11 protein-coding genes and 1 pseudogene are annotated in these 12,772 nt (G+C 66.5%); 2 read left to right on the top strand and 10 right to left on the bottom strand.

Annotated elements, in window-relative coordinates:
• Positions 1–15 precede the first annotated feature (15 nt).
• Positions 16–999, top strand: coding sequence for a helix-turn-helix transcriptional regulator (locus DC363_RS01700; protein ID WP_108639387.1), 984 nt, complete (start codon positions 16–18; stop codon positions 997–999).
• A gap of 22 nt (positions 1,000–1,021) precedes the next feature.
• Positions 1,022–1,687 (top strand): HEPN domain-containing protein, encoded by a 666-nt coding sequence (locus tag DC363_RS01695; protein ID WP_196778352.1) that lies wholly within the window; start codon positions 1,022–1,024, stop codon positions 1,685–1,687.
• A gap of 194 nt (positions 1,688–1,881) precedes the next feature.
• Here the strand turns inward: DC363_RS01695 and DC363_RS01685 are convergent, their stop codons facing one another.
• The 10 genes and pseudogenes from DC363_RS01685 to DC363_RS17225 all read right to left on the bottom strand — a co-directional run bounded on the left by DC363_RS01685 (position 1,882) and on the right by DC363_RS17225 (position 12,733).
• A complete protein-coding gene (locus tag DC363_RS01685; protein WP_108639385.1) occupies positions 1,882–2,139 on the bottom strand; it encodes a hypothetical protein in 258 nt (85 codons plus the stop codon).
• Positions 2,136–2,810 (bottom strand): YcbK family protein, encoded by a 675-nt coding sequence (locus tag DC363_RS01680; protein ID WP_108639384.1) that lies wholly within the window; start codon positions 2,808–2,810, stop codon positions 2,136–2,138. Before DC363_RS01680 ends, DC363_RS01685 begins: the two co-directional genes overlap by 4 nt.
• A 76-nt stretch (positions 2,811–2,886) precedes the next feature.
• Entirely contained in the window at positions 2,887–3,177 is a 291-nt protein-coding gene (locus DC363_RS01675) for a DUF6127 family protein (RefSeq protein ID WP_108639383.1), read from the bottom strand.
• Positions 3,178–3,196: 19 nt separating this feature from the next.
• Positions 3,197–4,273: a DUF2793 domain-containing protein gene (locus DC363_RS01670; protein WP_108639382.1), complete on the bottom strand. Its 1,077-nt coding sequence runs from the start codon at positions 4,271–4,273 to the stop codon at positions 3,197–3,199.
• A gap of 10 nt (positions 4,274–4,283) precedes the next feature.
• Positions 4,284–8,247 (bottom strand): annotated as a pseudogene (locus DC363_RS01665) (baseplate multidomain protein megatron).
• A 9-nt stretch (positions 8,248–8,256) separates the two neighbouring features.
• Complete coding sequence (locus DC363_RS01660) at positions 8,257–8,691, bottom strand: NlpC/P60 family protein (RefSeq protein WP_108639381.1); 435 nt, start codon at positions 8,689–8,691, stop codon at positions 8,257–8,259.
• On the bottom strand, positions 8,688–9,572 hold the full coding sequence (locus DC363_RS01655; RefSeq protein ID WP_108639380.1) for a DUF2163 domain-containing protein: 885 nt from the start codon (positions 9,570–9,572) through the stop codon (positions 8,688–8,690). The genes DC363_RS01660 and DC363_RS01655 overlap by 4 nt, the downstream gene beginning before the upstream one ends.
• Positions 9,569–10,195 carry a DUF2460 domain-containing protein gene (locus DC363_RS01650; protein ID WP_108639379.1) on the bottom strand — a complete coding sequence of 209 codons (627 nt, stop codon included), beginning with the start codon at positions 10,193–10,195 and terminating at the stop codon, positions 9,569–9,571. Before DC363_RS01650 ends, DC363_RS01655 begins: the two co-directional genes overlap by 4 nt.
• Complete coding sequence (locus DC363_RS01645; protein ID WP_108639378.1) at positions 10,195–12,612, bottom strand: phage tail tape measure C-terminal domain-containing protein; 2,418 nt, start codon at positions 12,610–12,612, stop codon at positions 10,195–10,197. Before DC363_RS01645 ends, DC363_RS01650 begins: the two co-directional genes overlap by 1 nt.
• Positions 12,605–12,733 (bottom strand): DUF7697 family protein, encoded by a 129-nt coding sequence (locus DC363_RS17225; protein ID WP_255453286.1) that lies wholly within the window; start codon positions 12,731–12,733, stop codon positions 12,605–12,607. Before DC363_RS17225 ends, DC363_RS01645 begins: the two co-directional genes overlap by 8 nt.
• Positions 12,734–12,772 lie beyond the last annotated feature (39 nt).

Genomic DNA, 12,772 nt, shown 5'->3' with positions numbered 1-12,772 from the left:
TGGCATGGAGTTCAAATGTCTTTTGCAAAAGCGCAGGACTTGCTTCGCCTTGCCCAGATGGCGGCTTCCCGCCGAGGAGGCGTCAGCCTTGAGGACATCTCCGCTGAGTTCGATGTTTCGCATCGCACTGCTCAACGGATGACCGAGGCTCTCGAAGCAACTTTCGTGAACGTTTCGACCGTAGACGACGCCGAACGACGGCGATACTGGCGGATGGACGCACCCTTGCCAGACCGACTGCAGCCCCGGCAGGAAACGGCGATCGAGGCGCTGGAAATCGCGGCACGCACCGCGCGCGATGAAGGGCGAATACGGCACTCACGCGCTCTGGAGGATCTCCGCGACGGGTTGCTGGCGCGATTGAATCCAAGGGACGCGCTGCGGTCGGAAGCCGATGCAGAGGCAGTGCTGGCTGGATTGGGACAAGTCACGCGCCCAGGCCCTACCGTCACACTGAAGCCTGCCGTGACGGATGCTGTCATCGAAGCGCTCCGCGGTCCCTTCAGGCTGCGCGTCTGCTATGGCGCTCAGGGCGCTGCGCCGCGTGTGATCGAACCGCATGGCATGTTGCTGGGGCACCGCACCTATCTTGTGGCACGCCAACCCGCGCGTGGAGAAGACATCCTGAACTTCCGCATGGATCGGATTCATGAAGCGGAGGTTCTGAACGAGAGCTTTCAGCCGGCCTCGGGTTTCTCTCTAGAGGCCTATGCCGCTCAGGCGTTTGGTGTCTATCAAGACCCCGAACAATACGGCGAAGTCGTGTGGCGCTTCACACCTGAAGCCGCGGAGCGCGCCGCCGAATTCCGTTTTCATCCCACCCAAGTTGTCGAGCCTCAGGACGATGGCAGCCTGATCGTCAGGTTCAAGGCAGCGGGTTGGTTGGAAATGGCTTGGCACCTCTATCAATGGGGCGACAAGGTAGACGTATTGGCGCCAGCAGGATTGCGCGAATTGATTGCGGGCCACCAGAGGTCGGATTTCGACGCTTTACCATGAAAATATTGAACAGGAATTTACTATGACAAACGGCCTTGACCATACAGCTCTAAAAGCAAAACAACGCGCCATTCGCGAAGGCTTCCCCGAAACCATGGGGCTGCGCGCTCACCGCGCCATCAGTTGGATCGGCCGTGCAGAAGCTTGTGGCGAGGATGATGATGCGCGTTTCATTTTCCTTTGGATCGCATTCAACGCGGCATACGCCGACGAGCAGGAGTTTCAGGCTGTCGCCCCGGGAGAACGCGCTGCTTTCGTCGAGTACTTCGGTCGACTGGTCGCCCTTGATCAAGACCAACGCATCTACAAGGCACTGTGGCAGCAGTTTTCCGGTCCTGTTCGGATGCTCATGGAAAACCGGTACGTCTTCAATCCCTTCTGGCAATACCACAATGGGATTGACGGCTTCGAGGATTGGGAGGAACGCTTCAAGACCTCAGCCCAATTATTCGCAACATCATTCCAAGCGGGTGACACCGCACGCGTCCTGAGCTTCGTCTTCGACCGATTGTACGTCCTGCGAAATCAACTCGTCCACGGAGGATCGACCTGGAACAGCGGCGTGAATCGATCGCAGGTTCGGGACGGCGCTGAGATCCTTGGGTTTCTGATGCCTGTTTTCATCGACATCATGATGGACAACCCAAATGAAAACTGGGGCAAGCCGTTTTATCCCGTCGTCGAATAGGTTCGAAACGGCCTATGATCATCACGTTTCAACTGGATACGCACGCCCGAGCTTGGTCTCTCATAACAGCATAGTCCGCCATCATCTCGACAACAGCCGATCCGTCTGGCAGCGTCGCCAGTTCCTCGGCAGCCTGTGCCTGAAACTCCCTGCTGTATTCGACGACCGGCGGACACGCTGCCACGCCGCCAGCTTCAAAACCTGCCGTCGCGCAGCCGGTCAACCAACTCGTCGCGACTACGAGGACGGCGAGCCGCCGCTTCCAGCATCCTCCGCTGAACCTCATTGGTTTTCTCCATGGTCTCGAGCTGCTCGGCCAAGCGACCGACGCGCTCGCCGGAACGGCGCAGGGCCAGCAGGAACAGAAGGATCGCGAAGGCTGTGACGGCGGAACGGAGCGCTATGCGCGCCCATTCCGATCCGGCGAGCGTGACGACGAGTCCGCCGATCACCGACGCCCCCGCTTCCAATCGTCGAGGCGGGCGTAGATCGTGACCGCGATGCCCCCGAGCGCGACTGCGATGAACAGCCAGCGGAGCGTATCGAGATACGGCACAAGCGGCAGGATCGAGGATTGGGTCTCCGCCAGGACGCTCTGCGCCACCTCGACACCCGCGGCACCCAGCGTCGCCACTCCGGCCGCCCCTCCACCCTTCATTTTGCGGCTGTCAGTCAGCACCTCGCGCGCTGGCGGCGTCTCCGACGCAATGGCCGTCGCCCGGACTAGGAACCGCTCGCCCCACTGCCGCGCGGGCCCGAGATCGACATGCATAAAACCGGAGCGCGGGTAGAACCCGAAGCCGAGGAACCCGACCTCGCGCGCCGCAGCCTCGAAGGTCACGGGGTCGTGGTTCGCCATGGCGATGTCGAAGGCGGCGCCATCCATGTGCTTCGACTGGGTCGCGCCGCCGACAGCGCGGTTGTGCTCGGGGCTGCGATAGGCCGAGCGGACGATCAGCGGCTTGCCCAGTCGGTCACGCAGCGCCTGAAGCTTGTCGAGCGCGGGTTTGTTGACGAGCAGCTTACCGGTGCCCCGACAAGCGATCTCGGCCGGGCTGAAGTTCGGCCAGCGCCAGGCACTCTCGGGCACCTCGCGCCAGTGGTCGTAAAAAGTCGTGGTCATTGGGAGTCCTCCAGAAACGAAAAGACCCGCCACATGGGCGGGTTCCGGTTGGTGCGGGAATTGTCGCGACGGGCGGCTACGGACCGCCGCCAAAGATCTTCAGCTTGATCGCGATCCCAGCCAGCAGCGCCAGCATGACGCCGGTGGTGACCATGCGGACGGCGGTCTGCATCGCGGTGCGCCGCACCAGCCGCACGCAGTCGAGCAAGGATCGCAGGTCGCGGATGTCGAGCGCAGCCTCTTCACCATCGAGGCCGACATCGGCGAGCGCGCGTTTGGCGCCTTTCTCGGCCGCGCGTGCCAGCATGGCCTCGAACTCGGCATCGGGCATGCGGTCAAAGCCCTGATCAGATCGGGGTGGTGTCATCGGATCCTCCTCCCGCCGCTCAGCCGACCTTGCAGCCCCAGAAGGACGTGTGGTCGGCGGCAAAGTAGCCGTCCGCGACCCGGAAATACCCCTGAAGCTCAATGGTATCGCCCGCCGTCAGCGGCACCATGGTCTGAAGCCAGATCGCGGTGGCGAGCGAGACGTGGGTGGCGGAGATTTCGCCGAGGGAGCCGCGGATTTCGGTTGTGCCGTTCAGAACGAGCCGCCCCCGCATGCGCGCGGTCGTGCTGGCATTGACCTTGTACATGAGCGACGCGCCGAAGAGGTAGGTGCCGTCGACGGGCGCCACGAAATGGTTGTTCGCCGCGTCGAAGGCGCCCTGATCGTTGTAGTCGGTGTTGTTCAGGCCGATCTTTTTCCAGGCTCCAACGCCGACATAGTTGTCGTAGTTCGTGTAAGCCTTGAACCGCGGCAGCCGGGGCTGGTCGACGCTGCCGGTGGCGTTGTCGACGTTGAGGCCGTCGAAGAAGGTGCTGCCGTCGGCCGAGACCGCGAGGCGGAAGCGGTCGGAGCCGAAGAGCCCGACCAGCGCCTTGGTCACGAAGTTGGTCTGCAGGGTCAGGCCGAGATCGTCGCCCGCTGCCTCCTTGTTCAAGGTGTAGAACAGATCGCCGGTGCCGCCCTCGGCCACGGTCTTCGCCGTCCAGAGCGCGGCGTTCAGCTTGGCCGAGAACGGGTTCGAGGCGTCCGCCGTTGTGCCGAGCCCGAGCAGCGCCATATTCTGCAACTCGCTGGGCGTGGTGCCGACCCAGCCCGCGCCATCGTAGACCAGCAGCAGGCCCTCATCCTCGATCCACGCCCGCCAGCCGGTGCCGGGTGGCAAGCGGAGCCAAGCGCCATCGGTCCAGAGCGCGACGTTCAGGTCCCAGCCCGCCCAGTCGCCCGTCGCGCCCGAAGCGACGATGTATCGGTCGCCGTCGGCGGGGCTCGCTGGGGGTGCTGCCAGATCGCGGTCGAGGACCGAGAGATGGACGAGCCCGTCGAGGATCCGCAGCGCCTCGTTGTGGGTGACATGCTTCTGGGCCTGCGCCGCCAGGATGTAGGGCAGCAGGAGATGGGTCGTGGCGTCGGACATGGGATGGCCTTCAGAACGTGAGCATGACGGTCTTGGGCGAGCCCCGCCCCACGAGGGCGGAGAGCTGGAAGATGCGGATGTCGAGCGTGTCACCGGGGGCGAGCGGAGCGCCCCAATCGGCGGTCTGCTGGGCGGCCGTGTAAACCGCGCTCGTGGTGGCGGTGCTCAGCACCCGCTTCACGGTGGCGCCGTCTAGGATCTCCACCTCGTAGGCTTCGAGCTCCTCGGCTAGCGACACCTCGAGCCCTCCCCAGCTGTCGGCCGCGAGTGCGCGGGACCGGCGCGTCCAGCGGATCGTGAGATCGCCGGACGCACGCGGTCTGCGCCATGGCTGCTCGACATGGGCGCCCGAGAACGGCCGCAGACCGACGCCCTCGGGCGTGAAGACCCGCGCCACATAGGTCTCGTCGCTGACAGGACGGCTCGCGGGGCCGATGCGCCAGTTCCACGGGATGCCCAGGTCGGCCTCGGCGATCGGCAGCGATGCTAGCGCAGTGTCCAGCACGACGACACGCGCGCCTGCAGGCGCCGGGTTGCCCATGGCGGCCTCGGTGCCACGCTGGCCCCGCAACAGCCGGGTCAGCCGATACCGGCCGGGCGCCAGCAGCTCGGCCGAGCCCGCCTGCACGATCTCCCCGATACCCGGCGCGCTCTCGATGGCCAGCGCATTGGCGCCGCCGAACAGAGTCAGGTCGGTGACGCTTTCAAGCGTGCCGGTCAGCAGATCGACCACCAGCGCATTGCCGAGGTCGAAGCGCAACGTGGGCCCCTCATAGAGGTCCGAGACGAGCGCCCCGATCCGGGCGCGGCTGCCGAAGGTCGTCAGCAGCTCGAAGCCATCGGTCGAGGGGCTGCGAAACACTGCCATCTCGCCTGGCCAGGGAACGGCATGGGCAGCAATGAACGGCCGATGCGCGGGCTGATCCTCGGTAAGTTGAGGCAGGTCCATCAGCACCGCCTCAGGTGCGCCGAATGCCACAGCTTTCGACAGGGACGACGGTCGTGGCGATCCCGGCGGTAGATCATGGGCTTCGCGGTCCTGACGAACAGCTTCGATCCCGCGAGATTCGGCTTCCGCGATGGAGACAAGCCGCAGCGGGATGTGCCGCCCGTCATGTTCCAGCGTGACGACGTCCGCCGGGTCGAGCGCCAGCCGCGAGGCCGGCAGGCGGAATGCAGCTGTCTCCCGCCCGGTCCATGCTTCCATAAGCGCGCGGCGGCAACGCCGTTCGGCTTCCTCGGGCGGGACCGCCATCGGAAAGCTCTCAGAGGCAATCCGGGTTGTGTCCACGGTGATGCGTCGCGCCTCGACGAGAGCGGCATCGTAATCTTCGTCGGCGCGGGCTACCTGCCATTTGAGGGCCTGCGGCAGTTCCGTCTCCTGCGCGCGCGTGAGCTCTAGCACGTCGCCCTCGCGGGCTGCGACAAGATCGTCGTGCGCGATGCTGGTGATGGACGCCCGGCCACGCCTGACAAAACGGATCATGCCTTCGGTCTCAACGGCGTCGAAGCCAAAGTGTCGCGACAGCGCGGTGATCGAGGCGCGCGGGCTTTCCAACGCACCAATGGCGTAGCCCTCGACCGCGCCCCAAAGGCCGGTGACGTCGATCCTTGCCTCGGGCATTCCGGCGCGCAGGCAGAGATGCCGCACGAGGGCCGCCAGCGACACCGCGCCGAGCCGCCCAGTCAGCCAGTGGCCGAGCCGCCAGTTCGCGCCGTCCGTCCAGACGTCGGTCAGCGCCGGAAAGGACGGGTACGGCCGCGCATCCCAGGTCCAGGCCGCGCATTCCGGCACATGCACCATCCGGCCGCCATAGACCGAGGACAGCGGGTTGTTCGTAGCCTCACCCCACCAGAGATACGTCGCCTCCAGATATGCCCGCTGGATCGCGTCATCCCGCCAGCCCCGCGAGAAATGCGGCGTGAAGCTCTCCGACGACTTCGGGTCGAAGAAGACGTTCGGCTGGTTGGTGCCCCGGTCGATGGCCGGGCAGCCGAGCTCGGTGAACCAGATCGGCTTCGACTGCGGCGCCCACGCCGTCGGCGTAGCGCTCTCCACCCCGCCCGGGCGGTCGTAGTGCGGATTCGACCACCAGGCTCGCAGATCCTTGTAGCGGAAAACCCACGGCTTGCTGGCGGCACCGTCGCTGATGGGCGTGCGCACCTGCGCGGAGCGGTCGGCGGCGCTGGCATAGAACCACTCGAAGCCTTCCCCGCCTGCGATATTCTCCTACAGATAGGCGCGGTCGTAGATCGCGGGCCAGCCCTCCTGCGCATCGGCATGCTCAAAGCCGTCGCGCCAGTCGGAGAGCGGCATGTAGTTGTCGATCCCGACGAAATCGATCTCGGCATCCGCCCAGAGCGGATCGAGGTGGAAAAATACGTCGCCATTCGGCGGGTCACTCGAACCGGTGGCGTTCCCCGCCTCATCGTCGCCTGGCTGGTGACCGAAGTATTCCGACCAGTCGGCAGCATAGCTGATCGCCGTGCCGAACCCTAGGATGCTCCGCACGTCGGCCGCCAGATCGCGGAAAGCCTGCACTGCCGGATAGGCGCTGGCGCCCGAGCGGATCGTGGTCAGCCCGCGCATCTCCGTCCCGATCAGGAAGGCATCGACCCCGCCCGCCGCTGCGCAGAGATGGGCGTAATGCAGCACCATGCGCCGCAGGCCCCAGTCGCCCGCCGCTCCGGTCCAGCACTGTCGAAGAAGGCCGCGACCTGACTTGCCGCCGTGGCGGTCTTGTCCACGGTCCCGGCGAAACCAGCCGCGGGCGAACAGGTGATCCGACCGCGCCACGGGAAGGCGGGCTGGCCCATGTCGGCGGCGTTGTCGGAATAAGGGCTGGGCAGGCTGTTGCCGGGCGGCACGTCCATAAGGATGAAGGGATAGAAGGTGACACGCAGCCCGCGCGCCTTCATTTCCTTGATCGCCTGCACCACGGCGAAATCTGCCGGCGTGCCGCCGTAGACGGGTCGGTCCTGGTCATCACGGCTGACGAGATGGGCGCCGGCGCGGGAGACGCCGTTCACGCTCCATGTCTGCGGACTCGTTGTCTTCTCCGAGACCTCTACGCCAGGTCGGATGGTGCAGTCGCCCGCACGCAGGTCGTTCCCGAACCAAGCGACGACGAGGCTGACGCTCTCCACCTTCGGCGCCATGGCCTGCAGCCGGTCCAGCGCCACGACCATGTCGGCGGTGTCCGAGAGCGCGTTCAGGTTCTCCGGCGTCTGCGCGCCGCCGCTGCCCTTGCGGATGCCCTGCGTCGCGTAGTGAACTCGCCCGAAGCCGGGATCATCGTGACCGCCTGCGTCAGCCCCTCGGCGGTGTGGGGATCGGCGATCGGGCGGAATACCTCGAAGGAGAGCTGCGGCAGGCGGTTGCCGTAATTGCCGAGCGGCAGGTCCTCGAAGACCACATAAGCGGTGCCGCGATAGGCCGGCGTGTCGGCAGCGCCCATCTTTGCGGCGATGAATGGATCCGCTGTCTGGGCCTCGTCACCCGGATACCAGCGCCAGGTGATCCCGGCGGTGTCTAGCAGCTTGCCGTCGGCCCAGATGCGGCCAATGCCGGTGATCGGCCCTTCGCACAGCGCGACCGCGAAGCTCGCATAGTAGAAATACTCGGTAGTCTTGACCTTGCCGCCCCCGCCACCACCCTTGCCGCCGCCCTGCGTGGTGGTCTTGGACTCCTCGCGGAAATCCGTGGCCCAGATGATGTTGCCGCCGATCCGCATGCGGCCATAGAGGCGCGGGATCACCGCCCCTTCGGTGGCCGAGGTGATGCGCAGGTTGTCCATCCGCGCGCCCTCGATCCGCTGGGTTGGTGCCAGTGACGAGATGATCCAGCTATCGACGACCGAGCCAATGGTGGAGCCGATGAAGCCACCAATTGTCGCGGCACTCACGCCGAGGATTGCACCGCCGATCGAACCGCCAATGGCGGCGCCAGCGGCACCGAGAACGAGGGTGGCCATGTCGGGGTCTCAGCGTTGCGGGAACAGGAAAGCGAAGGCGATCCGCCGCCGCCAGGATGGGGTGAGCGGTTCCTCAATGACGCCAAGGCGCTCATAGGAGTGGAGGAAGCTGTCGGGCCCAGTGAGGATCCCGACATGCTTGGCGATGGCGCGGGGCGTCATCCGGAACAGCACCAGCGCGCCGGGACAGGCCTCAGTTATAGGTAACTCGATCATCCTGGCGCGCGCGCCTTCGGCCAGAACCTCGCATGGCCCGGTCTCGCCCCAATCGCGGCTATAGGGCGGGATCGCGAACGGCTCGGGACCTACGACCTCGCGCCAGACGCCGCGCGCCAGCCCGAGGCAGTCGCAGCCGACACCGCACAGGCTCGCCTGGTCGTGGTAGGGCGTGCCGAGCCAGGAGCGCGCGATGGCGATGACGCGCTCGGGATCGGCGGCGTTCACAACACCGCCCCCTCGTGCCCGCCGTCCTTCGTCGCGTAGCGCAGCACCGCATCCTGACCCGGGATGTGCGGGAAGCCTCGGAAATTGGCGGTGTTGGCGAACTTCGCCCCACAGGTCTCGATACGCTTGTCGCATCCCGCGCGGATGGTAAAGGCATCGGCCTCAGCGATAGATCGCACTGGTGCTTCGAGCAGCGTCAGCACTGCAATACTGTCAGTCAGGTCATGCGCGATGATCTCTGCCTGCCGCCCCACATTTGCGCCGCTGGTCCATTCGGCGGTGCCAAAGGTGAACCAGCCAGATGCGAAACTGCCAAGCCCCGAGGCGGTGAAAGCCCGATCACGCAGAAGATCGATGACAGCGCCAATGCCCTTGAAGGCGGGATCCTCGAGATCGGCGCCGCAGCGGGCATCGCCGAGTGCCGCATCGCAGGTCGCCTGAAACGTCCGGCCAACCGTCTGGCCGAGTACATGCGCGAGGGAGCGGACCTCGGCGACGAAGGCCAGCCGCCCGCGCCGGATCTGGCCGATGGCGCCGCGCCGCATCAGGACGCGCTGGCCGGTATCGGCCCAGTTCACCCGCCAGACCTCGACCTCGGCGTTGTCCCAGCGGCCGTCGAGAATGTCGGTCTCGGTGATGCGGTCAGAGGTGAGCACACCTTCGGCATCTTGGGCATCAACAGAGAGATCGGAGCCGGACCGGACCTCGGCGGCTGTCAGCCCGCTCTCGGGCTCGAAGTCCGTGCCGTCAAAGCTCAGCGTCCGGTCATGATCGGTGAAGCCGAAACTCGCGCCGTCGGCGCGGTGGATGCGCCAGCACCAGGCCAGAGTTGTTGTCCCGTCGTCCAGATGCGCCTGCAGGTTAGGGGTGATGCTCTTCATTGGCGGAGTTCTAGCAAGGGTATGGAGGTAATCGAGCCCAGCCGCTCGAGATCAAGCGTCACGTCGAGCGCGTCAGTGTCGAAGCGGACGGCCACGTCGAATTCGAAGCCTGCGGTGATCGCAACGCCCGCCCCGGGCGCAGCGTTGAAGGTCACGGTCCCGGTCGTGGTATCGACCGACCATCCGGAGAGCTGCTCCACCCCGCCGAGTGCAATGCGCACGGTTGCCGTCACCGGCTTGGCGATGTCGCGCGTCCAGGATTGAGCCCCGGACGTGTAGCGCTTCACCAACTGGAAGGCGGTTGTCGTCCCGTCGCCGGTGCCAATCGCCTGGTCGCTCGGCGATGGCGCGCCCGAGGGCAGACAGGACTTGTGGTCGCCCCAGTCCTTGAACCGGAAGCCGTGCAGGCGACCGTTTCGGGCCTCAAAGAAGGCGACGACGGCCGCCAGATCGTCCGCGCGGCGGATGCCATAGGCGACGTCGTAGCGGCGGCGCGAATTGGCCCAGCTCGCATTACGCTCCTCGTCGCCCGAGGCAAGTTCGACTATCTGCGTCCGCCGCTCCGGCCCGCCCCGCGCGCCCCGGCTGATGTTGTCGGGAAACCTGACCTCGTGAAACGCCATCACATGCCCCTCCGACCGAGAGACACAGCACGGGCGATATCCGCCGCGACCTGGGTGCGTGACTGCCGAAAGCTCTCGGCGTCACGGGCCATGATGGTGACGTTGACCCCGCCGCCACCGCCGTAGCTCTGCCCCTCACGCCGCGACAGCACGCGCTCGCCGCGTTGCAAGATGGCCGGGACTTCATCGTGGCGGAGACCGGCTACGCCGCCGGAATGCATTCGGGGTGCCGCCGCGAACGCCATGGCCGGGACCATCCGGCCTGGCGCGGAGGCACCTACCATGCCGCCTGCATGCAAGATGTTCGCGAAGATCCCGCCCGCACCCCCAAGCGCGCCGGAAAGCGCATTGGCGATCGGCCCGAGGATGAACCGCCGCGCCGCCAGCTTGGCGAGATCAGCCAGCAGCGAGGTGACCAGACTGCGGAAGTCCAGCTTGCCGGTCCTGACGAACTGGCCGACGGCGTTCTCGGCCGACTGGAAGGCACCGACAAGGCTCTGGCCGATATCGCCACCGATCTCGCGCGCCTTGCTGGCATAGTCGCTGAGCGCTGCGGTGACCGCCTGCCAGCCGGTGACGGCGGCTTCGGTGTCGGGTCCGGCGGCAGCGGCAGCAGCCCCGACCGCAGCACCAGCGCCGGTGGCCGCCCGTCCCGCATCGCCAAGGGGTGTCTCGGACCGCTCAGCCGCGTCGGTCGCCTCGGTCAGCGCGTCCGCGCTAGCCTGATTGCTGCCCTGCACCGCGTCACGCAGGGCCTGCCAGCTGGCGAGTGGCGCACGCGCGCCTTCAGCCAGATCGCGTGCCGCCCCGCGATACGTATTGGCCTTGGCCAGTGCAGCATTGGCCGCCTGGGTGAGCCCGAAATCGGGCGCGGTGAGCGGATTGTCGTCGAAGGCCCGGTCGAAAGCAGCCTGTGCTGCGGTGGTCGCAGCCGTCGCGGCGCCCTCAAACCGGTTCTCGATCTGGCCCAGCTCAAGATCGGGGATGATCGAGATGCGCCGTTCAGAGCCGAGCGCTTCCAGCCCTTGGTTGATCCCGCCGATGAAGCCATTGATGCGCGAGACGACACCGTTAAGCATAGCCTCGACGCCGTCGATCAGGCTGTTCGCCGCCTGAAACGCCAGATCACCGATGGCCGCCGGGAGAAGCCCCCAGATCGCCTTGATCGCCTCGTAGGCGCCCTCGAAGGCGTTCGCGGCGGTGTTGCCAAAAGCCACGACGCTCTCGATGGCACTCTGCATGCCCGATGCGGCGTCGGCCTTCAGGTCGAAGAACATCGCCGTGGCGGCCGCGCCCGCCGCAGCAGCGCCCATCTTGATCCGCTCCCAGACCTCGACGGCGAGGTCCTTCAGCAGCGACATTGCCTCGCCGAAACCGCCGGCGCCGGACACGAGGCGGGTAAACTGATAGACGAGCTCGCCCGCGCCAACGATCAACGCCCCGATGCCAGTGCGGATCAGGGCCCCTCGCAGCAGGACCAGCGCCGTGGCGAGCCCACGGACCGACAGCGCTGCGACAGCTATCCCAGCGACCCAGCGGCCCGCAAGAAACGCCGCGAAGGTCGCTGCATAGGTCGTCAGACGGCCGATGTTGTCGAAGAGATCGCGGATGGCAATGCCCAGCAGCCCGGTGCGGCTGGCGACCGCCGCCATGGCGTCTGCAACAGCTTCGAGCGCCGGTGCCGCTGCAACCGCCAGCTGGTTCGACAGCCCGCGCCAGACGAGGCCAAGGCGCGAGATTGCATCATTGGTGCGTTCGATCTGGTCGGCATCCTGTTCCGAGACGGCGACACCGAACGCAAGGACGTCTTCGGTCGCCTGGCGCAGCGTCGCGGTGTCGATCCGCGACATCGCGATGGAGCCTTCTTCACCGAAGAGCTGCCCCGCGACCGCCGCGCGTTCGGCCACCGGCACGAACTCCTCGATGGCCGCGTTGATCGCGCCGACGCGCTGGTCCAGCGGCAGGGCGATCAAGTCGTTGGCGGTGAGGCCCAACCGATCCAGCGCGTCGGCGGCGGGACCGGTCCCGGCGGCTGCCTGGCTGAGCCGCCGCGTCAGATCCTTGGTGGCCTGCTCGATGCCGGACATCGAGACGCCCGCCAGTTCACCTGCGCGCTCCAGCGTCTGGATTGACGCGACTGTGGTCCCGAGGGACTGCGCGAGCTTCGCCTGCGCATCGACGGTCTGGAGGCCGGAGCGGATCATCGCCACGCCCGCGGCGGCAGCAGCTGCCACGGCGGCGGCTGCCGCGACCCGGACCCGCCGCGAGAAGGCCGCAAGCCGGGCGTTCGCCGCCTCCATTTCGCGGCTGAGCCGTCCGAAGCCGCGCGACCCCGCCTCGCCGACGCCTTCCAGTTCGGCGCGCACCTGTCGCCCGCCGACCGCAGCGAGGCGGACGCTGACGCGTTTTTCAGCCATTGGGGCGTTCCATCTGTTCGTTGAGTTTGGCCACCATCACCGCTTCGATGACGGGCAACAGTTCGGCCATGGCGAGCGGCGGGACGCCGAGCGCGTCACCGAGCGCTAGCGCGGCGGACATGTCCCAGCCGATCACCGCGCCCGGCAGCACGCGCAGCTG

Origin of the sequence: Thalassorhabdomicrobium marinisediminis (genome assembly GCF_003072065.1) — a bacterium.
Taxonomy (GTDB): domain Bacteria; phylum Pseudomonadota; class Alphaproteobacteria; order Rhodobacterales; family Rhodobacteraceae; genus Octadecabacter; species Octadecabacter marinisediminis.
This window is presented reverse-complemented; position numbering and strand designations above follow the sequence as displayed.